Here is a 23,716-nt window from a genome sequence, read left to right as displayed (position 1 = left end):
CCGGGTGCACACTCGTCTGCTTCCGCTGCTCATCGTCCTGATGGCGGCCGTCCTGCTCGCCCTCGGCGTCCCGCTGGCCGTCAGCCTGGCCGGCGCGCAGCAGCAGCGCGTCGTCGTCGACCGGATCGACGACACGGCACGCTTCGCGGCCCTCGCCCAGTTCGTCACCGAGCCCGCCGAGCCGGCCGGCGCGGACATCAACGAGCGGCGCGAGACGCTCAGCAGCGAGCTCAACAGCTACTACACGGTGTACGGCATCCGCGCGGGCGTCTTCTACCGCAACGACTCGCCCATGGCACACGCGCCGGACGACTGGTTCCTGCCCCGCTCCGGGGAGGTGCGCGACGCCTTCGAGGAGGCGCTCCTCAGCCGCCGCAGCCACGACCCCGAGCAGGTGTGGCCCTGGCAGCGGCGGAGTCTCGTGGTGGCCTCACCGGTCATCCGGGACGGCGACGTCGTCGCGGTCGTGGTCACCGACTCGCCGACCGGACAGATGCGCTCGCGCATCCTGGAGGGCTGGCTGGTCATCGCCGCGGGGGAGGCGGCGGCGATGCTGCTGGCGGTCGGCGCGGCGCTGCGGCTGACCGGGTGGGTGCTCCGGCCCGTACGGATCCTGGACGCCACCACGCACGACATCGCCACGGGGCGGCTGAAGTCCCGGGTCGCGGCGGCGGGCGGGCCACCGGAGCTCAGACGGCTGGCGCGGTCCTTCAACGAGATGGCGGACAACGTCGAGAGCGTGCTGGAGCAGCAGCGCGCCTTCGTCGCCGACGCCTCCCACCAGCTGCGCAACCCGCTCTCGGCGCTGCTGCTGCGCATCGAGCTGCTCGCACTGGAGCTGCCCGAGGGCAACGAGGAGATCGCCTCCGTCCAGGCCGAGGGCAAGCGTCTGGCGCAGGTCCTGGACGACCTGCTCGACCTGGCGCTCGCCGAGCACAGTGAGGCCAACCTCCAGGTCGCCGACATCGGTGCCCTGGCCGCCGAGCGCGTCGCGGCCTGGTCGCCCACCGCCGAGGCCAAGGGCGTCCGACTGACCGGCACCTGCCCGCCGACCACCGCGTGGGCCGACCCGGTGGCGCTGTCCAGCGCCCTGGACGCGGTCATCGACAACGCGGTGAAATTCACGCCCGAGCACGAGACCGTCGAGGTCACCGTCGCCTCCAACGGCGACACGTCCACCGTCGTCGTCACCGACAACGGCCCGGGACTGACCGAGGAGGAGCTGACCCGCGTCGGCGACCGCTTCTGGCGCAGCGGACGGCACCAGAACATCAAGGGCTCCGGACTGGGCCTGTCCATCTCCCGGGCGCTGCTCGCGGCGGGCGGCGGCTCGATCGCGTACGAGCGTCACGAGCCGCACGGGCTTCGGGTGACGGTGACGGTGCCGAGGAACGCACCCACGGGTGAGGCGACGGCTCAGGGCTTGACGGACCGGTAGTACCGGCGGGCGCCCTCGTGCAGCCGCAGCGGGTCGGTGTAGATCGCGGTGCGTACGTCGACCAGCTGGGCGGAGTGGACGTGGGCTCCGATGTTGTCCCTGCTCTTGAGCACGATGCGGGTGAGCCACTCGGTGAGCCGGGGATCCGCGTCCGCGCGGGTGATGAGGAGGTTGGACACCGCCATCGTCGGGACGGTCGAACCGAGCTGACTGCCCGGGTACGCCGACTCCGGCATGTTGGTGGCGCGGTAGTGACGCGTGGCGCCGCCCTGCTGGTGCAGCTGGGAGACGAGGTCGGCGTCGATCGGCACGAACCGCAGCGCGGACTGCTCGGCGAGGGTCTTCAGGCCGTCCGTGGGCAGTCCGCCCGACCAGAAGAAGGCGTCCAGGCCGTGGCCGAGCCGCTCCGGTCCGGTGTCGATGCCGTCCGCGGAGGGCCGGATGTCCTTCTCCGGGTCGATGCCGGCCGCCTCGAGCACCCGGTTGGCGATGAGCCGGACGCCCGAGTTGGGGGACCCTATGGCGACCCGCTTGCCCCGCAGGTCCGCGACGGAACGGATGCCCGAGTCGGAGGCGACGGCGAGCTGCACGTAGTCGTCGTACAGGCGGGCCACCCCGCGCAGCCGGTCCGCGCCCGGTCGGTGGTCCAGCCGGTACGTCTCCACCGCGTCGGCCGCGGCGATCGCGAAGTCGGCCTGGCCGGTGGCCACGCGCTGTACGTTCTCCTGCGAGCCGTCACTCGTCTTCAGCCGCACGTCGAGGTCGGGCATGTGCCTGCCGAGCGAGGTACGCAGCAGCTCGCCGTACTTCTGGTAGACGCCCGCGCGGGTGCCCGTGCTCAGGGTGATCGTCCCGCCGGGCGGCCCGTCGCCCCAGGGCACCAGCCACCACAGCAGCAGTCCGAGCGCCACGAAACCGGCGGCCGCGCCCCGCAGGGCACGTCGCCTGCCGATCCGGGACAGCACAGGGGACATGCGCGCGATCCTGCCAGCCCGGGTGCCCGCTGACCAGGGCGGAGCTCACAGCGGGCCGGGGGGAGTGTCCGTGGCGGCCGCTACAGTCGCGGCATGAGTTCTTCGCCCGCCGACCTGGTCCGTGACTTCCACCGCGCCTTCGGGCTGGACGCCCGCGACACACCGTCCGAGGTCCCCCCGGAGCTCGCGGCGCACCGGGGCGAACTGCTCGCCGAGGAGGCCGAGGAGGTCGCCGAGGTGTCGGTGACGGGCCCGCTGGACCGGCTCGCGCACGAACTGGCGGACGTCGTCTACGTCGCGTACGGCACGGCGCTGGTCCACGGGATCGACCTCGACGCGGTGATCGCCGAGATCCACCGCTCCAACATGACCAAGCTGGGCCCCGACGGCCAGGTCACCCGCCGCCCCGACGGAAAGGTCCTCAAGGGCCCCCACTACGAGGCCCCGGACGTGTCGGCGGTGCTGCGCCGGCAGGGGTGGGCGCCGGGCGGCGAATCCTGAGCCGGCACACCTGCCGACGGTGAGCCGCACTTCGTCGCATTTTCGGCCCGGCGGTCCGCACGATCGCCGGGCGCTCCGCCCATGACGCCCACGCAGCCGCTCCCTGCCACCTGGCCGTACGGGGCTGACGCCCGCCGCGGCCCGAGGCTGTCCGCGGCACCGCCTACCCTTGTGGGCATGAGCAGCATCGACCGGAGCCAGTCAGTGGGCGGCACGCGCACCTATGAAGTACGCACCTACGGGTGCCAGATGAACGTCCACGACTCCGAGCGATTGTCCGGACTGCTGGAGGACGCGGGCTATGTCCGCGCCCCCGAGGGCTCCGACGGCGACGCGGACGTCGTCGTCTTCAACACCTGCGCCGTCCGTGAGAACGCCGACAACAAGCTGTACGGCAACCTCGGGCACCTCGCCCCGAAGAAGGCGAGCCGCCCCGGGATGCAGATCGCGGTCGGCGGCTGCCTGGCGCAGAAGGACCGCGACACCATCGTGAAGCGGGCACCGTGGGTCGACGTCGTCTTCGGCACGCACAACATCGGCAAGCTGCCGGTCCTCCTGGAGCGCGCCCGCGTCCAGGAGGAGGCGCAGGTCGAGATCGCCGAGTCGCTGGAGGCCTTCCCCTCCACGCTGCCGACCCGGCGCGAGAGCGCCTACGCGGCCTGGGTGTCGATCTCCGTCGGCTGCAACAACACGTGCACCTTCTGCATCGTCCCGGCGCTGCGCGGCAAGGAGAAGGACCGGCGTCCCGGCGACATCCTCGCCGAGATCGAGGCCCTGGTCGCCGAGGGCGTCTCCGAGATCACCCTGCTCGGCCAGAACGTCAACGCGTACGGCTCCGACATCGGGGACCGCGAGGCGTTCAGCAAGCTGCTGCGGGCCTGCGGGAAGATCGACGGCCTGGAGCGCGTCCGCTTCACCTCGCCGCACCCGCGCGACTTCACCGACGACGTCATCGCCGCCATGGCCGAGACGCCGAACGTGATGCCCCAGCTCCACATGCCGCTCCAGTCCGGCTCGGACCCGGTGCTGAAGGCGATGCGCCGTTCCTACCGGCAGGAGCGCTACCTCGGGATCATCGAGAAGGTGCGCGCCGCCATCCCGCACGCGGCGATCAGCACCGACATCATCGTGGGCTTCCCCGGTGAGACCGAGGAGGACTTCGAGCAGACCATGCACGTCGTGCGCGAGGCCCGCTTCGCGCAGGCGTTCACCTTCCAGTACTCCAAGCGTCCCGGCACCCCGGCCGCCGAGATGGACGGCCAGATCCCCAAGAAGGTCGTCCAGGAGCGCTACGAGCGGCTGGTCGCCCTCCAGGAGGAGATCTCCTGGGAGGAGAACAAGAAGCAGGTCGGCCGCACCCTGGAGCTGATGGTCGCCGAGGGCGAGGGCCGCAAGGACGACGCCACCCACCGGCTCTCCGGCCGCGCCCCCGACAACCGGCTGGTGCACTTCACCAAGCCGGAGCAGGAGGTGCGCCCCGGCGACGTGGTCACCGTCGAGATCACCTACGCCGCTCCGCACCACCTGCTCGCCGAGGGCGCCGTGCTGGACGTGCGCCGCACCCGCGCGGGCGACGCCTGGGAGAAGCGGAACGCCGCCGAGGCCGCCAAGCCGAAGGGCGTCATGCTCGGCCTGCCCACGCTGGGCGTGCCCGAGCCGCTGCCGGTGGTCACCGGGGGCTGCGCCGTCGACTGACCGGACCGCGACGGGGCGGGCCGCGAGGCGACGCGGCTCCGGACTGCCGCAGTAGGCTGCCGATCATGCTTGTCGCCGCCGCCGTCTGCCCCTGTCCGCCGCTGCTCGTGCCCGAGGTCGCCGCGGGTGCCGCCCATGAGCTGGACACCGCGCGTGCCGCCTGTGTGGACGCGCTGGGTGTGCTCGCCGCCGCCCGGCCCGAGCTGCTCGTGGTCGTCGGGCCGGGGGACGGTGCCGGGACCGAGACCTACCCGGAGGGGACCCCGGGATCCTTCCGGGGCTTCGGCGTCGACCTCGACGTACGGCTGGGACCGGGCAGGGGAACCCCGGCCGGGCGGGAACTGCCGTACGGGCTCGCCGTGGGTGCCTGGCTGCTGGGCCGCACCGGATGGGCGGACGCCCCCGTCGAGGGACTGGCGGTGGGGGAACCTCTCACCGCCGAGCGGTGTATCGAAGAGGGGGAGGCCCTCGCCGTCCGGGCGGAGCGGGTGGGGCTGCTGGTGATGGGCGACGCCAGCGCCTGTCGCACGCTGAAGGCGCCGGGCTATCTCGACGAGCGTGCGGCCCCCTTCGACGCGGCACTCGCGCGCGCGTTGGGCGCCGCCGACACCGGCGCCCTGCGCGCACTGGACACCGGACTGGCGCGCGAGCTGAAGGTGTCCGGCCGTGCCCCCTGGCAGGTGCTCGCCGGCGCGGCCGCCGGGAACCCCGACCTGGGGGGCGCCCTCCTCCACGAGGACGCCCCGTACGGGGTCGGATACCTCGTCGCGACCTGGTCGTAGGCGGGCACCGCCGGAAGAACGGCGGACGGCCGGGAGCCCTCCTGTGCTCCCGGCCGTCCGTCCGTGTATCGCTCCGTAGCGCCCGCCGTACCGTTCAGGAAGTGGGCGGGGGCCCGGCCGGCGGTGTGGTGGTGCCGCCCGCGTCGGGGCCGGGGTCGTTCTTGTGCGCGAGTCGGTCCACGGCACCCTTGGCCTTGCCCGTACCCGACTGGATCCGGTCGCTGTACTTGCCCTTGGTCCGCTCGTCGACGGTCCGCGCGGCCTTGTCCAGGCCGTGCTGGATCTTGTCCTCGTGCTGGTGCGCGAGGTCGGAGACCTTGTCCTTGGCCGGGCCGAGTTTGGCCTTCAGATTGTCCAGCAGACCCATGACGTACCTTCCCTCGCGGCGATCTACGTGCGGGCGCCCTCACCGGTCTCGCTGTCGGCGGCCTCGGCGGACTGCTGCTTCGGGATCTCGACGGTGTCGGTGCCGGGGACCTGGCCGGCCTCCTTCTCCGCTGCCCCGGTGGTCTCCGGCACCTCGCCCGAATCCTTCGGTTCCGCGGACCCGGCCGCGTCCCCCGCACCGGGCTCGGCCGTCGCCCCGTCGGCCCGGGCCTCGGCGGTCCGCGTCTCCTCCGTGGCCTTCGACCTCCGAAAAAGCCGTGCAAAAACGCCCATATCAACTCCATACATTACTCGTGCGGGCGAAATACCGCGTTGCCCGGTGTGTCCATTCGTGTGACCCGGGCCGCCGCCCCCGGCGTCCGGCGGCTGGAACCTCGCAACGGGCAACGACCCGGTGACCGCCGCGTCACGTAACCCGTTCGGGGGCGGGTGGGGAGGTTTGCGAGACTGGATCAGTGAGCAGCGCACCCCACGCCCCCCGCGTCATCGCCGTCGTCGGACCCACCGCGGCCGGAAAGTCCGATCTGGGCGTTTTTCTTGCCCAGCGGCTCGGCGGCGAAGTCGTCAACGCCGACTCCATGCAGCTCTACCGGGGGATGGACATCGGCACCGCCAAGCTGACGCCGGAGGAACGCGGCGGCGTCCCGCACCACCTCCTGGACATCTGGGACGTCACCGTCACCGCGTCCGTCGCCGAGTACCAGCGGCTGGCCCGGGAGCGGATCGACGCGCTGCTCGCCGAGGGGCGCTGGCCCGTCCTCGTCGGAGGGTCCGGCCTCTATGTGCGCGGCGCCGTCGACAACCTGGAGTTCCCGGGCACCGACCCCGAGGTCAGGGGCCGGCTGGAGGAGGAGCTCACACTGCGCGGGCCGGGGGCGCTGCACGCGCGCCTCGCCGTCGCGGACCCCGAGGCCGCACGCGCCATCCTGCCGAGCAACGGCCGCCGCATCGTCCGCGCGCTCGAGGTGATCGAGATCACCGGAAGGCCCTTCACGGCCAATCTCCCGGGCCACGACTCGGTCTACGACACGCTCCAGATCGGCGTCGACGTGTCCCGCCCCGAACTGGACGAGCGCATCGCCCTCCGGGTCGACCGGATGTGGGAGGCCGGTCTCGTGGACGAAGTGCGCGCACTGGAGGCGCACGGGTTGCGCCAGGGGCGTACGGCGTCGCGCGCCCTCGGCTACCAGCAGGTGCTCGCGGCGCTCGCCGGGGAGTGCACCCTCGAGGAGGCGCGGTCCGAGACCGTCCGTGCCACCAAGCGCTTCGCGCGCCGTCAGGATTCATGGTTCAGGCGCGATCCCCGGGTGCACTGGTTGAGTGGGGCCGCGGCGGACCTCAGGGAACTTCCGCAGCTCGCGATGTCGTTGGTCGAACGACCGGTTACAGCCTGATCACGTCCTGGCATCGGGACGCCCAGGCCGTCATCCGGGCCTGTGGCGCCATGCCATCATCGAGCTTCGATCGACCAAGTGGAGTCCAAGTTGGGAGGGCGCGTGGCGATGGAGGCCGGCCCTCGCGACACCGCACACGGCACCGAACACCTCACCACCGAGCGGGGTGCACCGGAGCAGGAAACCGACCGTCTCAGCCCTGACGGGCCCGACGAGACGCAGGGCGGCGTGACCGACGACGGCCCCGAGCCGGACGAGATGTTCGCGGGCGGCGACGAGGTCGAGGTGGAGCTGCGCCCGCAGCGCCGGCTGCGCATCTGGCAGCTCGCGCCCATCGTCGGACTGGCCGCGGTCGGCTCCCTGATGTTCGCCTTCCCGCTCGCCTTCGACTTCGGCGACAGCGGCGCGGTGATCGCCATGCTGGGGCTGCTGATCTGCTCCTGCTCGGCGGGCTGGGGCATGATGGCCGCCCGCAGGGTGGGCCACACCTGGCCGGGGCTGCCGACCCGCGGCTCCGGACGCAGACCCGACTGGCGGGTCGTCGCCGCCTACGCCGTGCTGGTCGCCGCCGTGGTGGCCTTGGCGGTCTGGCGGGTCGCCCGGCTCCGCTGAGCGGCCGGGCTCCCCACCACCCTTCGGCGGCCCCCCGCGGAACGCTCTCGTACGATCGGGGTATGAGCACGCGGATCGCCTTCCTCAAGGGCCACGGCACGGAGAACGACTTCGTGATCGTCCCGGACCCCGAGAACGCCATCGACCTCTCCCCGGCTGCGGTCGCCGCCCTGTGCGACCGCCGCGCGGGCATCGGCGGCGACGGACTGCTGCACGTCGTGCGGTCCGCGGCTCACCCCGAGGCGAAGGCCATGGCCGACGAGGCCGAGTGGTTCATGGACTACCGCAACGGCGACGGCTCGATCGCGGAGATGTGCGGCAACGGAGTGCGTGTGTTCGCGCGCTACCTCCAGCGCGCCGGCCACGCCACCGAGGGCGACATCGCGGTGGCCACGCGCGGGGGCGTGAAGAGCGTGCACATCGCGAAGGAGGGTGACGTCACCGTTGGCATGGGCAGGGCGCTGCTGCCCGAGGGCGACGTCACCGTGAGCGTCGGCGAGCGCAGCTGGCCCGCGCGGAACGTGAACATGGGCAACCCGCACGCCGTGGCGTTCGTGGAGGACCTCGCGCACGCGGGCGACCTGTTCACCGCGCCCCCCTTCAGCCCGGCCGCCGCCTACCCGGACGGTGTGAACGTGGAGTTCGTCGTCGACCGCGGTCCCCGGCACGTGGCGCTGCGGGTGCACGAGCGCGGAGCGGGCGAGACCCGTTCCTGCGGCACGGGAGCATGTGCGGTCGCCGTGGCCACCGCCCGCCGCGACGGCGTCGACCCGAGCGTCACCGGAACCCCGGCGACGTACACCGTGGACGTGCCCGGCGGCACCCTGGTGATCACCGAACGGGCCGACGGCGAGATCGAGATGACCGGCCCGGCGGAGATCGTCGCCGAGGGCGTGATCGAGACCGAGTGGCTGGAGAACGCCCTTCGTCGGCCGGGGCGTTGACTCGGCATCACAGCTCCCGGCCTGCGCGGCGGCGACATCCGCAGGTGCCGGGAGGGTGATCGCCTTCAAGATCATGGCGGGCCGTGGACCCGATGGCGTGAAAACGACCTCCGATCGACCTTCGCTCAATGGGGTGATCCGTTTCACGCTCGGCCGGAGGCGGCCGGTCCGAGGGGGTCCGGCTCGGTAGCATCAAGCACCGGCCCGGACGGGGGACGAACGCCGTCTCCTGAGCCCGAGTCCGCCCTGGGGCACGCCGTCCGCCGGTCCACGCAGCCGGAGGTGCCCATGAACGCGGAGGCCGTGAATCCTGCGAGCCCAGGCCCTGTGACCTCGGGTCACGTCACACCCACGGGGTCGCGCAGGAAGGCCCGCCCCCGGCTCGACCTGCGCCGACTGGGCCGCGCCGCGCTGCTCGGCCCCGGCACCCGCGACCGGCTCCCCGACGCCATCGGCCACGTGGTCGAGGCCCATCGCGCGCACCACCCCGACGCCGACCTCGAACCCCTGCGCCGCGCCTACCTGTTGGCCGAGTCCTCCCACCGCGGCCAGATGCGCAAGAGCGGCGAGCCGTACATCACGCACCCGCTCGCCGTGACCCTGATCCTCGCCGAACTCGGCGCCGAGAGCACCACGTTGACCGCCTCCCTGCTCCACGACACCGTCGAGGACACCGATGTGACGCTGGAGCAGGTCGGCGAGCAGTTCGGCGAGGAGGTCCGCTACCTCGTCGACGGCGTCACCAAACTGGAGAAGGTCGACTACGGCGCCGCCGCCGAACCCGAGACCTTCCGCAAGATGCTCGTCGCCACCGGCAACGACGTCCGCGTGATGTCGATCAAACTCGCCGACCGGCTGCACAACATGCGCACCCTCGGCGTGATGCGCCCCGAGAAGCAGGAACGCATCGCCAAGGTGACCCGGGACGTCCTGATCCCGCTCGCCGAACGGCTCGGTGTGCAGGCGCTCAAGACGGAACTGGAGGACCTGGTCTTCGCCATCCTCCACCCCGACGAGTACGAGCGGACACGGGAGTTGATCGTCCGCAACGCCGCCCGCGCGGACGACCCGCTCGCCGAGGTCGCCGACGAGGTGCGCAGGGTGCTCCGCGAGGCCGACATCGCCGCCGAAGTCCTCATCCGCCCGCGCCACTTCGTCTCCGTGCACCGCGTGTCCCGCAAACGCGGGCCGCTGCGCGGCGCCGACTTCGGCCGTCTGCTGGTGCTGGTGAACGAGGACGCCGACTGCTACGGCGTCCTCGGTGAGCTGCACACCTGTCTGACGCCCGTGGTCTCGGAGTTCAAGGACTTCATCGCCGTACCGAAGTTCAACCTGTACCAGTCGCTGCACACCGCCGTGGCCGGCGAGGACGGTCAGATCGTCGAGGTCCTCATCCGCACCCACCAGATGCACAAGGTCGCCGAGGCCGGAGTCGTCGCCCTGGGCAACCCGTACGCCGCCCCGCCGGAGGAGCAGTCCGCGAGCGACGGCGAACGCGTCGACCCCACCCGGCCCGGCTGGCTCTCCCGGCTGCTGGACTGGCAGCGGGCCGCGCCCGACCCCGACACCTTCTGGTCCACCCTGCGCGAGGACCTCGCCCAGGACCGCGAGATCACCGTCTTCCGCCCGGACGGGGGCACGCTGGGCCTGCCCGAGGGGGCGACGTGCGTGGACGCCGCCTACGCGCAGTACGGCGAGGACGCGCACGCGTGCATCGGGGCCCGGGTCAACGGCCGGCTGGCGACGCTGAGCACCGTCCTCAAGGACGGCGACACCGTCCAGCTGCTCATGGGGCAGGACGCGGCCTCCGAGCCCTCCCGGGAGTGGCTGGAGCACGCCCACACCCCCGCGGCCCGGATCGCCATCCAGCGGTGGCTGGCCGCCCACCCCGCGCAGGACGAGGCCCCCGGGACCGAACGGGACACGGCTGCCCGGCCCCTGGCCGACGACCCCGCCCCGTCACCGGAGGCGGACGCTCCGCAGCCCGGCCGCCCCACGGCCGCCCAGGTCCTGGTCGACCGCGCCGACGCGACCGTACGGCTCGCCGGCTGCTGTACGCCCGTACCGCCGGACGAGGTGACCGGCTTCGCCGTGCGCGGGGGAGCCGTCACCGTGCACCGGGTGGAGTGCGCCGCGGTGGCGCGCATGAAGAGCGCGGGGCGCGCGGAGGTCGGGGCGCGCTGGGGGGAGGGCGCCGAGTGCCGGGTCACGCTGGTCGCGGAGTCGTTCGTCCGGCCCCATCTGCTCGCGGACCTCACCGAGGCCATGGCCCTCGAAGGCGCCGAGATCGTCTCCGCGACCGTCGAACCCCCGGACCGCCAGCAGGTGCGGCACACCTACACCGTGCAGCTGCCGGACGCCGCGCGGCTGCCCGCCCTCATGCGCGCGATGCGCGACGTGGCGGGCGTGTACGACGTGAGCCGGGCCCAGCGGCAGGCGCCGGGGGCCTGACCCGGACCTCGACCGGGGGCGTCGCCACCACCCGGCGCATCGGAGCTGCGGTGTGATTACCCGATCGGGTGGGTCGGAAGCGCGCCGTCGCCACGCCACACGCGCGCGCTGATAGCCGTGGGGCATGCCGCTCACCCCCCACAGCGACGGCCCGCGGGAGAAGCCCCCGCGCGGCCCGCACCGTCACAGTCGGGCATCCCACGGCCGGGACCCTCGCGTCAGGGTCGGTCGCGCACGGCGGCCGGCCGCCGCGCTGCTCGCCTCCGCCGTCTCGGTCTGCCTGCTCGCCGCGAGCGCCCCCGCCGTTCCCCTCGGCGTCGGCGACCGCCTCTTCCCGTACCTGGGCAACCCCGGATACGACGTGCTGGCGTACGACATCGGCCTCGACTACCCCGGCCGCAACGACCGGCCGCTGCGGGGCGTCACCACCATCGACGCCCGCGTCACCGCCGACCTGGAACGGATCAACCTCGACTTCGCCCGCGGAACGGTTCACTCCGTCGAGGTCGACGGCGATCCGGCCGTCTTCACCGGCGCCGGCGAGGACCTCGTGATCACCCCCGTGGACGGTCTGGACGAGGGCGAGCGGACCCGTATCACCGTCCGGCACACCAGCGACCCGGTGGCCGACGAGGACCGCGAGGGCGGCTGGGTGCGCACCGCGGACGGTCTCGTGATGGCCAACCAGGCCGACGCCGCCCACCTGGTCTTCCCCTGCAACGACCACCCCTCCGACAAGGCGATGTTCACCTTTCGGATCACCGCCCCCGACGGCGACACGGCCGTCGCGAACGGGCTGCCGGCCGAGGTCGCCCGCACGCGCGGGGTCACCACATGGACGTACCGGACCCGCCATCCCATGGCCACCGAACTCGCCCAGGTCTCCATCGGCCGCTCCACGGTCCTGCGCCGCACCGGCCCGAACGGGCTGCCGCTCCGGGACGTCGTCCCCACCGCGCACCGTGCGAAGCTCGAACCGTGGCTGGCCAGGACCCCGGCCCAGATCGCCTGGATGGAGGAGCGGGCCGGCCGCTACCCGTTCGAGACCTACGGCCTGCTGCTGGCCGACGCGTCCACCGGCTTCGCGCTGGAGACCCAGACGCTCTCCCTCTTCGAACGGGACCTGTTCACCGATCCCGCCCTCCCCGCCTGGTACGTCGAGTCGATCATGGTGCACGAGCTGGCCCACCAGTGGTTCGGCAACAGCGTCAGCCCCCGCACCTGGTCCGACCTGTGGCTCAACGAGGGGCACGCCACCTGGTACGAGGCGCTGTACGCGGAGGAGCGGGGCGGCAGGTCCCTGGAGGCCCGTATGAAGGACGCCTACGAGGCCTCCGACGGCTGGCGCGCGTCCGGCGGACCGCCCGCCGCGCCCAAGCCGCCGGACCCCGGCCGGCAGCTCGGCATCTTCCGGCCGAACATCTACGCCGGGGCCGCGCTCGTGCTGTACGCCCTGCGCCAGGAGATCGGCCGCACCGCCTTCGAGCGCCTGGAGCGCGACTGGGTCGTCCGCCACCGCGACGGCACGGCCTCGACCGCCGACTTCGTCCGGCTCGCGTCCCACGTAGCCGGCCACGACCTGACCGGCTTCCTGCACCCCTGGCTGTACGGGGCCACGACCCCGCCGATGCCGGGACACCCGGAATGGCGGTCCGGGGCCCGGTCCACCACGCCCGCCCGGCGTCCGGTCACGCCCGCGCATCGACCGGGCGCGAGCCGGGAATAACACGGTGACGAGACGAGCCGTACCGTGCGACCATCGTCAGGTCCGCACACCACGGACCCGGGAATCTCCCGGGGCACCCGGACGTTGTGGAGAGTGACGGAGAGTCCCACGGACCGGCTCCGTCACCGCATACGAGTCACCGACGACGTAAGGACCCAATGACCTCCTCTTCTTCCCCTTCCCAGGACACCAAGCGCCTCGCGCACACCTACCCCGAGGGTCTTCGGGCCGATGCCCTGATGGAAGAGGACGTCGCCTGGAGCCTCGATGTCGACGGAGAGCGGGACGGCGAGCAGTTCGACCGCTCCGAGCGTGCGGCCCTGCGCCGTGTCGCGGGCCTCTCCACCGAACTCGAGGACGTCACCGAGGTCGAGTACCGGCAGCTCCGCCTGGAGCGCGTCGTGCTCGTCGGGGTGTGGACCTCGGGAACCGTGCAGGACGCGGACAACTCCCTGGCGGAGCTCGCCGCCCTGGCGGAGACGGCCGGCGCCCTCGTGCTCGACGGCGTGATCCAGCGCCGCGACAAGCCCGACGCCGCCACCTACATCGGCTCCGGCAAGGCCGAGGAGCTGCGCGACATCGTGCTCGAGACGGGCGCGGACACCGTCATCTGCGACGGTGAGCTCAGCCCCGGACAGCTGATCCACCTCGAGGACGTCGTCAAGGTCAAGGTCATCGACCGTACGGCCCTGATCCTCGACATCTTCGCCCAGCACGCCAAGTCCCGAGAGGGCAAGGCGCAGGTCGCGCTCGCGCAGATGCAGTACATGCTGCCGCGGCTGCGAGGCTGGGGTCAGTCGCTGTCCCGGCAGATGGGCGGCGGCAAGGGCGGCGGCCTCGCCACCCGTGGTCCCGGTGAGACCAAGATCGAGACGGACCGGCGCCGGATCCGCGAGAAGATGGCGAAGATGCGCCGGGAGATCGCGGAGATGAAGACCGGCCGCGAGATCAAGCGGCAGGAGCGCCGGCGCAACAAGGTGCCGTCCGTGGCCATCGCGGGCTACACCAACGCCGGCAAGTCCTCGCTGCTCAACCGCCTCACCGGCGCGGGCGTCCTGGTCGAGAACGCCCTGTTCGCGACCCTCGACCCGACCGTGCGCCGGGCCGAGACCCCGAGCGGCCGGCTGTACACGCTGGCCGACACGGTCGGCTTCGTCCGGCATCTGCCGCACCACCTGGTCGAGGCGTTCCGCTCCACGATGGAGGAGGTCGGCGACGCCGATCTGATCCTGCACGTGGTGGACGGTTCGCACCCGTTCCCGGAGGAGCAGCTGGCGGCCGTGCGCGAGGTGATCAGGGACGTCGGCGCCACCGACGTACCCGAGATCGTCGTGATCAACAAGGCCGACGCGGCGGACCCGTTGACGCTCCAGCGACTGCTGCGAGTGGAGAAGCGCTCGCTCGCGGTCTCGGCCCGCACCGGCCGGGGCATCACGGAGCTGCTCGCGCTCATCGACAACGAGCTGCCCCGTCCCGCCGTGGAGATCGAGGCCCTCGTGCCGTACACCCACGGCAAGCTGGTCGCCCGCGCCCATGACGAGGGCGAGGTGATCTCCGAGGAGCACACCCCGGAGGGCACCCTGCTCAAGGTCCGGGTGCACGAGGAGCTGGCGGCGGAACTCACGCCGTACGTTCCCACTCCGGCCGGCTGACCGGCTCACCATGGAGCGAAAGGCCCGCTCCCCGCTCACCGCGGGGGCGGGCCTTCCTCATGTGCGGATCACTGACCGCCGTAGGTCTTGCTCATGTTCTGGTACAGCGCCTCGGCGTCCTCGCCGAGCTGCGGGCCCGCGAGCCAGGTGTTGTCGGTGGGGCCGATCGAGGTGTTGGAGACCAGCACCGTCTTGCCGTTCAGCACCCGGAACCAGCCGCCGCCGGACGAGCCGCCGGTCATGGAGCAGCCGATGCGGTACATCGTCGGCAGGCTCGGGCTGAGCGAGAACCGGCCGGCGGTGTCGAGGCACTTGAACATCTGGAGGCCGTTGTACGGCGGCGCGGCCGGGTAGCCCCACGCGCCCATCCGGCCCGCCTCGGCAGCGGACGGCGCGGAGAAGTCCACGTCGAGCGCGGCGCCGACCGTCTCCTCCAGGGACTTGGAGCCCTGCTCCGGCTTCACGTGCAGCACGGCGTAGTCGTACGCGGCTCCGTCGCCGCCGCTCTGCGAACCGCCCTGGATCCAGCCGTTCGAGGTGGAGGCCCAGTCCGCCCACCAGTTGCCGTAGGGGGCGATCTCGTTGGCGCCCGCGCTGCCCAGCTCCGCCTCGGACTTGCCGAGGTCGTTGTAGGCCGGGACGAAGACGAGGTTCCGGTACCAGCCGCCCTCGCCTCCGGCGTGCACACAGTGCCCGGCCGTCCAGACGAGGTTGGACTTGCCCGGGTGGTTGACGTCCTTGATCACGGTGCCGGAACAGACGGCGGGGCCCTCCGGGGAGTCGAAGAACACCTTGCCGACCGGTGCCGCGTTCTCGTGGTACGGCGTCTTCTCGGCCTCCGCCCGGACCTGGGCCGGCTCCGGGTCGCTGACGCCCTCCGCCGCCGACGCGTCCTTGGTCGAGACGGTCTTGTCGGCCTCCTTCGCGGACCGCATCCGGTCGGGCTTCCACAGGCCCTCGATCACCGGATTGACGAAGTCCTCGGCCTCACTGAGCCACTTGTCCTTGTCCCAGTCCTCCCAGCCGCCGTTCTTCCACTTGTCGACGTCGATCCCGTGCTCCTTGAGCTTGTCCGCGATGTCGGACGGGATCTTCACCTTGCCGGCGTCGCCGTCGGCGGCCTGGGAGGTGGTGGCGTCGGGCTTGTCGTTCGCCTTGTTCTCCTCCGAACCGCCGCACGCGGTCGCGGTGAGCGCCAGGGCGGCGACGAGCCCGGTGGCGGTGAGGACGGTGCGACGGCCACGCCCGAAGGGCGCGGACGTACGTGTGGAACGCATGGTGCGATGACCCCCGTTGAAACGAATGAATGTGGTGCCGCGCGTCGATGTCCCGCTCGGGGCGCGCTCGCCCCGCCCGGCCCCGCGCGCGCGGCGGCACGCGGGACCGGGCACGCCGGTCACTGCCCGGCGAACTTCTCGCTGACCGCGTCGTAGACGCCCTTGGCCTCGTCACCCAGCCGCGGGCCGGCCAGCCAGCCCGACGTCACCGGGCCGATGGAGGTGTTGGACACCAGAGCCGGCTTTCCGTCCGAACCCGTCGCGACCCAGCCGCCACCGGACGAACCGGCGGTCATGCTGCACCCGATGCGGTACATCGTCGGGTCGGACTCGGTGAGCGACAGCCGTCCGGGCTTGTCCTGGCAGCGGTACAGCGTCTGACCGTCGTACGGCGGCGCGGCCGGGTAGCCGATCGCCGTCATCTCCTTCACCTGCGGCACCGCGGGGGCGTCGAAGTCCACCGGAAGCGCCGAACCGACCGTCTCCTCCAGCGACTTGCCGTCGCCGCCCTTCTCCGGCGTCACATGGATGACGGCGAAGTCGTACGAGGCCCCGTCACCGCCGGTGGCACCGCCCTGCTCGATCCACTGGTCCGAGGTCTGCGCCCAGTCACCCCACCAGACGCCGTACGGGGCGATCTCCTCCTTCGAGGCGCCCTCGAGCTCCTTCGCCGACTTGCCGGAGTCGTTGTACGACGGCACGAACGCGATGTTGCGGTACCAGCCGCCCTTCTTGCCGGCGTGCACACAGTGACCCGCCGTCCACACCATGTTGGACTTGCCCGGGTTGGCCGGGTCCTGCACGACCGTGGCCGAGCAGACCATCGTGCCCTCGGGCGAGTCGAAGAACACCTTGCCCGCCTCGGGGGCGTTGGCGTGGTACGACGCGGGAACGGCCTCCGCCTGCACCGGTTCCGGGGTCGGGTCCGTCACGCCCTGGTCACCGGAGATGTCGCCCTCGTCCACACCCTGGTCCGGCTCCTCGGCGTCCCGCATGCGGTCCGGGTCCCACAGGTCCTCGATGATCGGATTGATGAAGTCGTTGGCCTCGCGCAGCCAGTCGTCCTTGCTCCAGTCCTTCCAGGCGCCGTTCTTCCACTTGTCGAGGTCGATCCCGTGCTCCTTGAGCCGGTCCTTGATGTCGTCCGGGATCTTGAGCTTGCCGTCGTCGGCGGCGGCCGTCGCGGACGTGTCGGCGCTCGCGTCGGTGTCGCCCGACTCACAGGCGGTGGCGGTGAGGGCCAGCGCGGAGGCGAGCGCGACAGCGGCCAGAACGGGGGAGGTTCGGCGCGCCCTCCCCCCTCGTCGAGCGGTGGACGACGGCCGTATGGATCGCATGATCTGACTCCCCCTGGAATGAACGAACTTGGCGCTTCGGCCGTGATCCGCCCCGATCCGCAACGGAGTTCGGGACGCTCCCACGGCCTTCGGGAACGGCACCACACACTATGCGGTCGCTGTGGGGGACGTCCGACGGAACGGCAACGGTTCGGCTACAAGCCGTCTGACCTGGCCGATCGTCCGGAGATGCGCCGATTTGAGGCGGGAGGGCGGCCGAGTCGCCGCCTCTCGGGACGCCAAGTGCCCCCGGACACCCCGTAACCCGGTGAGCGGTCCGGGGTTGGTAGCGACGAGGGGAGCTGCCTGCGTACGGAGGTCCCCTCCCCGTGGTTCGGCGGGAGCGCCGGGGAGGACGGAGGACGGTGGCGGAATCCACGTACGAGGACCGGGGCCGTGGCGCCCTGCCCCTGGTCGCCCTTGCCCACCGCGACGACCTCGACCATCACGACGGAGGACCAGGCGGCCGCGGTCCTGGGCCGACTCGCCGGCTCCCTCCGCACGGCGGCCCGCGACCGCCACGACCCCCGGGGCGGCCCAGCGCCCCCGAAGCCCGTCCCGCGCGGGCGGGCCGGCCCCGCCACGGCACCACCCCACGAGGACCCGCCTTGCACACGACCCCCACACCGGCCGACCGCACGACTTCCCCGGTTCCGCGTCAGGAGGGGAAGCCGGCCGACACCCACTGGCCCAGGGGCACCGGCGCATGCCCCTTGGAGCACCCCGATCCGCGCGGGGTGGCCCAGGCGGCGGCCACGGAGAACCTCCTGCGCTGCTGGGTCCGGGAGACCGGCGTGCGCGCTCCGGACAGCGACATCCTGTGCCTCCCGCTGCCCGCCAGTGGCACGGCCCTGCTCGTCCCCGTCCGGTACTGGTCCCCGACGGGCTGGCACCGCTTCGGACCGCCCTGGCTGGCCGACTCCCCGGATCCCGCCCGGCCCGTCGACGCCGTCCTGCTCGCCGCCCTTCTCGGCAGGGAGAACGCCGTCCCGGCGGACTCGGCCCTTCCGCCGGCCGGAGACGTCACCGACCTGGTCTCGCGCGTCGCCGACTCCGTCCGGCGCGTCACCGCCTTCGTCACCGACCGACGCGCCCGTACGGCCGACCACCCGGACCTCTTCCTCGCCGCGGAGCAGGCGCTCGTCCTCGGACACCCTCTGCACCCCGACCCGAAGAGCCGCGACGGCCTCACCGACGCCGAGACACAGCGGTACTCGCCCGAGATGCGCGGCTCCTTCCCCCTGCACTGGATGGCCGTCGCACCCTCGCTGCTCGCCACCGACTCCGCCTGGACCGAACGCGGACGCCCGGTCACCGCGTCCGACCTCACCGCCCGGCTCGCCGGCCCCGGACTGCCGCTGCCCGACGGCCACGCGGCCCTGCCCCTGCACCCCTGGCAACTGCTCCAGGTCCGCCACCGCCCCGAGACCGCCGCCCTGCTGGACGCCGGGCTGCTCCGGGACCTCGGCACCCACGGCGCTCCCTGGCACCCCACCTCCTCCGTGCGCACCGTCCACCGCACCGGCGCCCCCGCCATGCTCAAGCTGTCGCTGGGCCTGCGCATCACCAACTCCCGCCGGGAGAACCTCCGCAAGGAACTCCACCGGGGCGTCGAGGTCCACCGGCTGCTGCGCACGGGACTGTCGCAGCGGTGGCGGGCCGAGCACCCCGGCTTCGACATCGTCCGCGACCCGGCCTGGCTCGCCGTGGACGACCCGGCCGGCGACCCCCTGCGGGGACTCGACGTCGTGATCCGGCACAACCCGTTCCGGCCGCACGACGACGTCGCCTGCGTCGCCGGACTCGTCGCGCCGCACCCTCGCGCCGACGGCCGTACGGGATCCCGGCTGGCCGAGATCGTCACCCGGCTCGCCGCCCGAACGGGGCGGCCCTCCGGTGCCGTCGCCGCCGAGTGGTTCCTGCGGTACCTCGAACACGTGGTGCGGCCCGTGCTGTGGCTGGACGGGGAGGCCGGCATCGCCCTGGAGGCACACCAGCAGAACACCCTGGTCCTGCTGGACACCGACGGCTGGCCCGCGGGCGGCCGCTACCGGGACAACCAGGGCTACTACTTCCGCGAGTCCCGACGGGCCGAACTCGACGCCTGGCTGCCCGGCATCGGCGCGCACAGCGACACCTTCGTCCCCGACGACGTCACCGACGAACGTTTCACCTACTACCTGGGCATCAACAACGTCTTCGGCCTCGTCGGCGCCTTCGGCTCCCAGCGCCTCGCCGACGAACGGGTGCTGCTCGCCGCCTTCCGCCGGTTCCTCGCCGGAGTCTCCTCCGGCCCGGCACGGACCCGCGGCACGCTCCCCGCCCGCTTGCTCGAATCACCCGTCCTGCGCTGCAAGGCCAACCTGCTGACCCGGCTGCACGGCCTCGACGAACTCGTCGGCCCGGTCGCCGGCCAGTCCGTCTACGTCACCGTCGCCAACCCCCTGCACCCGTGATGTCCGACCTCCTCGGAGGCTGGGGCCCGACCGGCACCTCCGCGGGCCTGTTCCGTCTCGTCCCCGTCCGCCCCGAACGCGACCTGCCGCTTCTCAGCCAGTGGATGAACGACCCCGCCGTCGCCGCCTTCTGGGAGCTGTCCGGACCGCCGGCCGTGACCGCCCGCCATCTGGACGCCCAGCTCACCGGCGACGGACACAGCGTCCCGTGCCTCGGCGTCCTGGACGGTACGCCGATGAGCTACTGGGAGATCTACCGCGCGGACCTCGACCCCGTGGCCCGCCACTACCCGGCCCGCCCCCACGACACCGGGCTCCACGTCCTCATCGGCGCCGTCGGCGACCGCGGCCGGGGCCTCGGCAGCGTCCTGCTCAGAGCGGTCGCCGACCTCGCCCTCGACAGCCGTCCCGGCTCACCGCGCGTCGTCGCGGAACCCGACCTGCGCAACACACCCTCTGTCGCCGCCTTCCTCAACGCCGGGTTCCGTTTCGCGGCCGAGGTCGATCTGCCCACCAAGCGGGCCGCCCTCATGATCCGGGACCGTGCCCTGCGTCATCTGCTGTAGCCCGCCGTTCTCCGTTCCGTCCGCCCCGACCGAGGAGCCCCCGTCTTGATCGCACCGCCCGCCCTCTCCGTGATCGCACGAATGTCAGTGCCGGGTCGTAGGGTGGTCGCGCTATGACGAAGCCCTCACTCCCCGAACTCCTGCACGCCGCCGTCACCGCCGTCGGCGGTACGGAGCGCCCCGGCCAGGTGACCATGGCCGAATCCGTCGCCGAGGCGATCGACGACGGCGCCCATCTGCTGGTCCAGGCCGGCACCGGCACCGGAAAGTCGCTGGGCTACCTGGTCCCCGCGCTGGCGCAGGGGGAGAGGGTCGTCGTGGCGACGGCCACCCTGGCCCTCCAGCGCCAGCTCGTGGAGCGGGACCTTCCGCGCACGGTGGAGGCCCTGCATCCGCTGCTGCGGCGCCGCCCGGAGTTCGCGATGCTGAAGGGCCGGTCCAACTACCTGTGTCTGCACCGGCTCCACGAGGGCGTGCCGCAGGACGAGGAGGAGGGCCTCTTCGACCAGTTCGAGGCGGCCGCGCCCACCAGCAGGCTGGGGCAGGACCTGCTGCGGCTGCGCGACTGGTCGGACGGGACGGAGACCGGCGACCGGGACGACCTCACACCGGGCGTCTCGGACCGGGCCTGGGCCCAGGTGTCGGTGTCGTCGCGCGAGTGCCTGGGCGCCACGAAGTGCGCGTACGGCGCCGAGTGCTTCGCCGAGACGGCCCGTGAGCGGGCCAAGCTGGCCGAGGTGGTCGTCACCAACCACGCCCTTCTCGCCATCGACGCCATCGAGGGCGCGCCGGTGCTTCCGCAGCACGAGGTGCTGATCGTCGACGAGGCCCACGAGCTGGTCTCCCGGGTCACCGGAGTCGCCACCGGGGAACTCACCCCCGGGCAGGTCAACCGGGCGGTGCGGCGCGCCGCGAAGCTGGTCAACGAGAAGGCCGCCGATCAGCTCCAGACCGCCGCCGAGGGCTTCGAACGGCTGATGGAGCTGGCCCTTCCGGGTCGGCTGGAGGAGATCCCGGAGGACCTCGGATACGCGCTGATGGCGCTGCGCGACGCGTGCCGCACCGTGATCTCCGCGATCGGGAGCACCCGCGACAAGTCCGTCCAGGACGAGGACGCGGTCCGCAAGCAGGCACTGGCCTCCGTGGAGGGCGTGCACGACGTCGCGGAGCGGATCACCAACGGTTCCGAATGGGACGTGGTCTGGTACGAGCGGCACGACCGCTTCGGGGCGTCTCTGCGGGTCGCCCCGATGTCCGTGTCGGGGCTGCTGCGGGAGAAGCTCTTCACGGACCGGTCCGTGATCCTCACGTCCGCGACGCTGAAGCTGGGCGGCGACTTCAACGGCGTGGGAGCGTCCCTGGGACTCGGCCCCGAGGGCACCGAGGGCGAGGACCTCCCGCAGTGGAAGGGCGTCGACGTCGGTTCGCCGTTCGACTACCCGCGGCAGGGCATCCTCTACGTGGCGAAGCATCTGGCGCGCCCGGCCCGGGACGGTGACCGCGGCGACATGCTGGACGAGCTCACCGAGCTGATCCAGGCGGCGGGCGGCCGCACGCTGGGGCTGTTCTCCTCGATGCGGGCCGCGCAGCTCGCCGCCGAGGAGCTGCGCTCCCGCATTCCGGAGTTCCCGATCCTCCTCCAGGGCGAGGAGACGCTCGGCGAACTGATCAAGAACTTCGCGGCCGACCCGAAGACCTGCCTGTTCGGCACGCTGTCGCTCTGGCAGGGGGTCGATGTTCCGGGACCGAGCTGCCAGCTCGTGGTCATGGACAAGATTCCCTTCCCGCGCCCGGACGACCCCTTGATGAGCGCCCGCCAGAAGGCCGTGGAGGAGGCCGGCGGCAACGGCTTCATGGCGGTGGCCGCCACCCACGCGGCGCTGCTCATGGCGCAGGGCGCCGGCCGTCTCGTACGCGCCTCGGGCGACCGGGGCGTGGTGGCCGTACTGGACCAGCGGCTGGCCACTGCGCGCTACGGCAGCTATCTGAAGGCCTCACTGCCCGACTTCTGGTACACCACGGACCGCAACCAGGTCAGGAAGTCCCTGGCCGCGATCGACGCGGCGGCGAAGCAGCAGGAAGCCGCGGCGGAGGCCGGTACGGCAGCAGGCTGAACGGAGGGCGCGCGGCCTCACGCCGCCACGACTGAAGCATGGGGTGACTGCCGGCACCGCAACCCCGCCCCGTCGGCTGCGCGATCCGGAAGCCTGCCGACCGCGCCAGCCGTCGGCCGGAGTCGCGGTGGCCAGGGAGCTCCGTGGGCCTGCCGGCGGCCCGTGGGCGCACGCACACCGCGCGGGGCGGCACCGTGGAGATCACCGGCCGCCGAGCCGGGCTCCGGATCGCCGAACCCGCCGCCCACCCCTGCCGGCGGCCTGTGCGCCTTGCCGGCCGGGGAATCCGTGGCCTGGCGGTCAGGGCGTCCGGCGGCTCGGGACATGCCGTCGCCCCGGGGCCCGAGACGTGATGGCCCGAAGAAGGCCCGGCGGGGCAGGAACTGGGCGTCCGGGCAGCACAGGACCCCGGAACCGGCGCAGGGGTCCCGGGGTCCGGTCAGGGGGCGGGGCGGCCGTCCGGCCGGCGCCGCGCCGTGCTCAGACGCGGCGCAGTACGGCCACCACCTTGCCCAGAATGGTCGCGTCGTCGCCCGGGATCGGCTCGTAGGCCGCGTTGTGCGGGAGCAGCCAGACATGGCCGTCCTCGCGCTTGAAGCGCTTGACCGTCGCCTCGCCGTCGAGCATCGCCGCCACGATGTCACCGTTCTCGGCGACCGGCTGGCGGCGGACCGTGACCCAGTCGCCGTCACAGATCGCCGCCTCGATCATCGAGTCGCCGACGACCTTCAGGACGAACAGCTCACCGTCACCGACGAGCTGCCGGGGCAGCGGGAAGACGTCCTCGACGGACTCCTCGGCCAGAATCGGGCCACCGGCGGCGATACGGCCGACCAGCGGCACATAGGACGCCGCCGGCTTCCCCGCGGTGTCCGTGGGCTGTACCGAGGCGGCCTGGTCGGAGCCGCGCACCTCGTACGCGCGCGGGCGGTGCGGGTCTCGGCGCAGGAAGCCCTTGCGCTCCAGTGCCATCAGCTGGTGCGCCACGGAGGAGGTGCTGGAGAGGCCGACCGCCTGGCCGATCTCACGCATCGACGGCGGGTAGCCGCGCCGCTGCACCGAGTCCCTGATGACCTCGATCACCCGGCGCTGGCGGTCCGTGAGTCCGGAGCTGTCCGCCCGGATGCCGGGAGGTCGGCCCGGCAGGGAGCGCTTGTGCCCCTCGGGATTCGTGGCTTCGTTCATCGCATGCACCGGCTCGAGTCGGCCCTGGGGGCGGTCCTGGGCAGTGATGGCGGCACTGTCTGCGGTGGTGGTCACGTCGGCCCCTCTCGATGGTCTCCCTGCAGCACAACGGTAGTTGCTTTCGAAAGGTTGCGCCAAACACACGTTCGAGTGAAAAATCGCGAATTGGCTTACGCAATCACTGACTGAGGTGTATTGGTCGCCACGCTTCCTGCCGGACAAACG

General features: G+C 72.4%; 19 protein-coding genes. 13 read left to right on the top strand and 6 right to left on the bottom strand.

Going from position 1 to position 23,716, the window contains the following annotated elements:
• The first annotated feature begins 4 nt into the window (after nucleotides 1–4).
• Complete coding sequence (locus ACZ470_RS29295) at nucleotides 5–1,438, top strand: sensor histidine kinase (protein WP_468432028.1); 1,434 nt, start codon at nucleotides 5–7, stop codon at nucleotides 1,436–1,438.
• Here the strand turns inward: ACZ470_RS29295 and ACZ470_RS29290 are convergent.
• Complete coding sequence (locus tag ACZ470_RS29290) at nucleotides 1,417–2,412, bottom strand: TAXI family TRAP transporter solute-binding subunit (RefSeq protein WP_468432026.1); 996 nt, start codon at nucleotides 2,410–2,412, stop codon at nucleotides 1,417–1,419. The genes ACZ470_RS29295 and ACZ470_RS29290 overlap by 22 nt on opposite strands.
• A 93-nt stretch (nucleotides 2,413–2,505) precedes the next feature.
• On the opposite strand from ACZ470_RS29290, the gene ACZ470_RS29285 reads away from it, so the two are divergent.
• The 3 genes from ACZ470_RS29285 (at nucleotide 2,506) to ACZ470_RS29275 (ending at nucleotide 5,390) form a co-directional block, all read left to right on the top strand.
• Nucleotides 2,506–2,913, top strand: coding sequence for a pyrophosphohydrolase domain-containing protein (locus ACZ470_RS29285; protein WP_468432024.1), 408 nt, complete (start codon nucleotides 2,506–2,508; stop codon nucleotides 2,911–2,913).
• A gap of 177 nt (nucleotides 2,914–3,090) precedes the next feature.
• Entirely contained in the window at nucleotides 3,091–4,608 is a 1,518-nt protein-coding gene (gene miaB / locus ACZ470_RS29280) for a tRNA (N6-isopentenyl adenosine(37)-C2)-methylthiotransferase MiaB (RefSeq protein WP_468432022.1), read from the top strand.
• Between the two features lie 65 nt (nucleotides 4,609–4,673).
• Entirely contained in the window at nucleotides 4,674–5,390 is a 717-nt protein-coding gene (locus ACZ470_RS29275) for a class III extradiol dioxygenase subunit B-like domain-containing protein (protein WP_468432020.1), read from the top strand.
• A gap of 94 nt (nucleotides 5,391–5,484) precedes the next feature.
• Here ACZ470_RS29275 and ACZ470_RS29270 read toward each other — a convergent pair whose 3' ends face one another.
• On the bottom strand, nucleotides 5,485–5,757 hold the full coding sequence (locus ACZ470_RS29270) for an antitoxin (protein ID WP_468432018.1): 273 nt from the start codon (nucleotides 5,755–5,757) through the stop codon (nucleotides 5,485–5,487).
• A gap of 23 nt (nucleotides 5,758–5,780) precedes the next feature.
• The gene (locus tag ACZ470_RS29265) at nucleotides 5,781–6,050 is read right to left on the bottom strand and encodes a hypothetical protein (protein ID WP_468432017.1); all 270 of its coding nucleotides are present in this window, start codon (nucleotides 6,048–6,050) and stop codon (nucleotides 5,781–5,783) included.
• A 182-nt stretch (nucleotides 6,051–6,232) separates the two neighbouring features.
• On the opposite strand from ACZ470_RS29265, the gene miaA reads away from it, so the two are divergent.
• The 6 genes from miaA to hflX all read left to right on the top strand — a co-directional run bounded on the left by miaA (nucleotide 6,233) and on the right by hflX (nucleotide 14,556).
• Nucleotides 6,233–7,171 (top strand): tRNA (adenosine(37)-N6)-dimethylallyltransferase MiaA, encoded by a 939-nt coding sequence (gene miaA / locus ACZ470_RS29260; protein ID WP_468432015.1) that lies wholly within the window; start codon nucleotides 6,233–6,235, stop codon nucleotides 7,169–7,171.
• A gap of 108 nt (nucleotides 7,172–7,279) precedes the next feature.
• Entirely contained in the window at nucleotides 7,280–7,783 is a 504-nt protein-coding gene (locus ACZ470_RS29255) for a hypothetical protein (RefSeq protein WP_468432085.1), read from the top strand.
• Nucleotides 7,784–7,845: 62 nt separating this feature from the next.
• The gene (gene dapF / locus ACZ470_RS29250; protein WP_468432013.1) at nucleotides 7,846–8,727 is read left to right on the top strand and encodes a diaminopimelate epimerase; all 882 of its coding nucleotides are present in this window, start codon (nucleotides 7,846–7,848) and stop codon (nucleotides 8,725–8,727) included.
• 288 nt (nucleotides 8,728–9,015) lie between these two features.
• Nucleotides 9,016–11,178, top strand: a complete 2,163-nt coding sequence (locus ACZ470_RS29245) for a RelA/SpoT family protein (RefSeq protein ID WP_468432011.1) — start codon at nucleotides 9,016–9,018, stop codon at nucleotides 11,176–11,178.
• 124 nt (nucleotides 11,179–11,302) lie between these two features.
• Nucleotides 11,303–12,904, top strand: coding sequence for a M1 family metallopeptidase (locus ACZ470_RS29240; protein ID WP_468432009.1), 1,602 nt, complete (start codon nucleotides 11,303–11,305; stop codon nucleotides 12,902–12,904).
• A gap of 158 nt (nucleotides 12,905–13,062) precedes the next feature.
• On the top strand, nucleotides 13,063–14,556 hold the full coding sequence (hflX, locus tag ACZ470_RS29235; protein ID WP_468432007.1) for a GTPase HflX: 1,494 nt from the start codon (nucleotides 13,063–13,065) through the stop codon (nucleotides 14,554–14,556).
• 68 nt (nucleotides 14,557–14,624) lie between these two features.
• Here hflX and ACZ470_RS29230 read toward each other — a convergent pair whose 3' ends face one another.
• Both ACZ470_RS29230 and ACZ470_RS29225 read right to left on the bottom strand, forming a co-directional pair.
• Nucleotides 14,625–15,833: a trypsin-like serine peptidase gene (locus ACZ470_RS29230; protein WP_468432005.1), complete on the bottom strand. Its 1,209-nt coding sequence runs from the start codon at nucleotides 15,831–15,833 to the stop codon at nucleotides 14,625–14,627.
• A 119-nt stretch (nucleotides 15,834–15,952) separates the two neighbouring features.
• Nucleotides 15,953–17,170, bottom strand: a complete 1,218-nt coding sequence (locus tag ACZ470_RS29225; RefSeq protein WP_468432003.1) for a trypsin-like serine peptidase — start codon at nucleotides 17,168–17,170, stop codon at nucleotides 15,953–15,955.
• Between the two features lie 608 nt (nucleotides 17,171–17,778).
• On the opposite strand from ACZ470_RS29225, the gene ACZ470_RS29220 reads away from it, so the two are divergent.
• The 3 genes from ACZ470_RS29220 to ACZ470_RS29210 all read left to right on the top strand — a co-directional run bounded on the left by ACZ470_RS29220 (nucleotide 17,779) and on the right by ACZ470_RS29210 (nucleotide 22,306).
• The gene (locus ACZ470_RS29220; RefSeq protein WP_468432001.1) at nucleotides 17,779–19,626 is read left to right on the top strand and encodes an IucA/IucC family protein; all 1,848 of its coding nucleotides are present in this window, start codon (nucleotides 17,779–17,781) and stop codon (nucleotides 19,624–19,626) included.
• The gene (locus ACZ470_RS29215) at nucleotides 19,521–20,192 is read left to right on the top strand and encodes a GNAT family N-acetyltransferase (protein WP_468432083.1); all 672 of its coding nucleotides are present in this window, start codon (nucleotides 19,521–19,523) and stop codon (nucleotides 20,190–20,192) included. The genes ACZ470_RS29220 and ACZ470_RS29215 overlap by 106 nt, the downstream gene beginning before the upstream one ends.
• Before the next feature lie 113 nt (nucleotides 20,193–20,305).
• The gene (locus tag ACZ470_RS29210) at nucleotides 20,306–22,306 is read left to right on the top strand and encodes an ATP-dependent DNA helicase (protein ID WP_468431999.1); all 2,001 of its coding nucleotides are present in this window, start codon (nucleotides 20,306–20,308) and stop codon (nucleotides 22,304–22,306) included.
• A 480-nt stretch (nucleotides 22,307–22,786) separates the two neighbouring features.
• Here ACZ470_RS29210 and lexA read toward each other — a convergent pair whose 3' ends face one another.
• On the bottom strand, nucleotides 22,787–23,566 hold the full coding sequence (lexA, locus tag ACZ470_RS29205; protein WP_468431997.1) for a transcriptional repressor LexA: 780 nt from the start codon (nucleotides 23,564–23,566) through the stop codon (nucleotides 22,787–22,789).
• Nucleotides 23,567–23,716 lie beyond the last annotated feature (150 nt).

The organism is Streptomyces sp. NPDC031111 (assembly GCF_055570675.1).
The sequence above is the reverse complement of the archived record's forward strand: the minus strand, read 5'-3'. Positions and strand labels throughout refer to the sequence as shown.

What these genes read in the sequence shown, in the direction of transcription:
- ACZ470_RS29290 (WP_468432026.1), bottom strand. Translation starts at nt 2,412, where the DNA reads ATGTCCCCTGTGCTGTCCCGGATCGGCAGGCGACGTGCCCTGCGGGGC.
- ACZ470_RS29285 (WP_468432024.1), top strand. Translation starts at nt 2,506, where the DNA reads ATGAGTTCTTCGCCCGCCGACCTGGTCCGTGACTTCCACCGCGCCTTC.
- miaB (WP_468432022.1), top strand. Translation starts at nt 3,091, where the DNA reads ATGAGCAGCATCGACCGGAGCCAGTCAGTGGGCGGCACGCGCACCTAT.
- ACZ470_RS29275 (WP_468432020.1), top strand. Translation starts at nt 4,674, where the DNA reads ATGCTTGTCGCCGCCGCCGTCTGCCCCTGTCCGCCGCTGCTCGTGCCC.
- ACZ470_RS29270 (WP_468432018.1), bottom strand. Translation starts at nt 5,757, where the DNA reads ATGGGTCTGCTGGACAATCTGAAGGCCAAACTCGGCCCGGCCAAGGAC.
- ACZ470_RS29265 (WP_468432017.1), bottom strand. Translation starts at nt 6,050, where the DNA reads ATGGGCGTTTTTGCACGGCTTTTTCGGAGGTCGAAGGCCACGGAGGAG.
- ACZ470_RS29255 (WP_468432085.1), top strand. Translation starts at nt 7,280, where the DNA reads ATGGAGGCCGGCCCTCGCGACACCGCACACGGCACCGAACACCTCACC.
- dapF (WP_468432013.1), top strand. Translation starts at nt 7,846, where the DNA reads ATGAGCACGCGGATCGCCTTCCTCAAGGGCCACGGCACGGAGAACGAC.
- ACZ470_RS29245 (WP_468432011.1), top strand. Translation starts at nt 9,016, where the DNA reads ATGAACGCGGAGGCCGTGAATCCTGCGAGCCCAGGCCCTGTGACCTCG.
- ACZ470_RS29240 (WP_468432009.1), top strand. Translation starts at nt 11,303, where the DNA reads ATGCCGCTCACCCCCCACAGCGACGGCCCGCGGGAGAAGCCCCCGCGC.
- hflX (WP_468432007.1), top strand. Translation starts at nt 13,063, where the DNA reads ATGACCTCCTCTTCTTCCCCTTCCCAGGACACCAAGCGCCTCGCGCAC.
- ACZ470_RS29230 (WP_468432005.1), bottom strand. Translation starts at nt 15,833, where the DNA reads ATGCGTTCCACACGTACGTCCGCGCCCTTCGGGCGTGGCCGTCGCACC.
- ACZ470_RS29225 (WP_468432003.1), bottom strand. Translation starts at nt 17,170, where the DNA reads ATGCGATCCATACGGCCGTCGTCCACCGCTCGACGAGGGGGGAGGGCG.
- ACZ470_RS29210 (WP_468431999.1), top strand. Translation starts at nt 20,306, where the DNA reads ATGACGAAGCCCTCACTCCCCGAACTCCTGCACGCCGCCGTCACCGCC.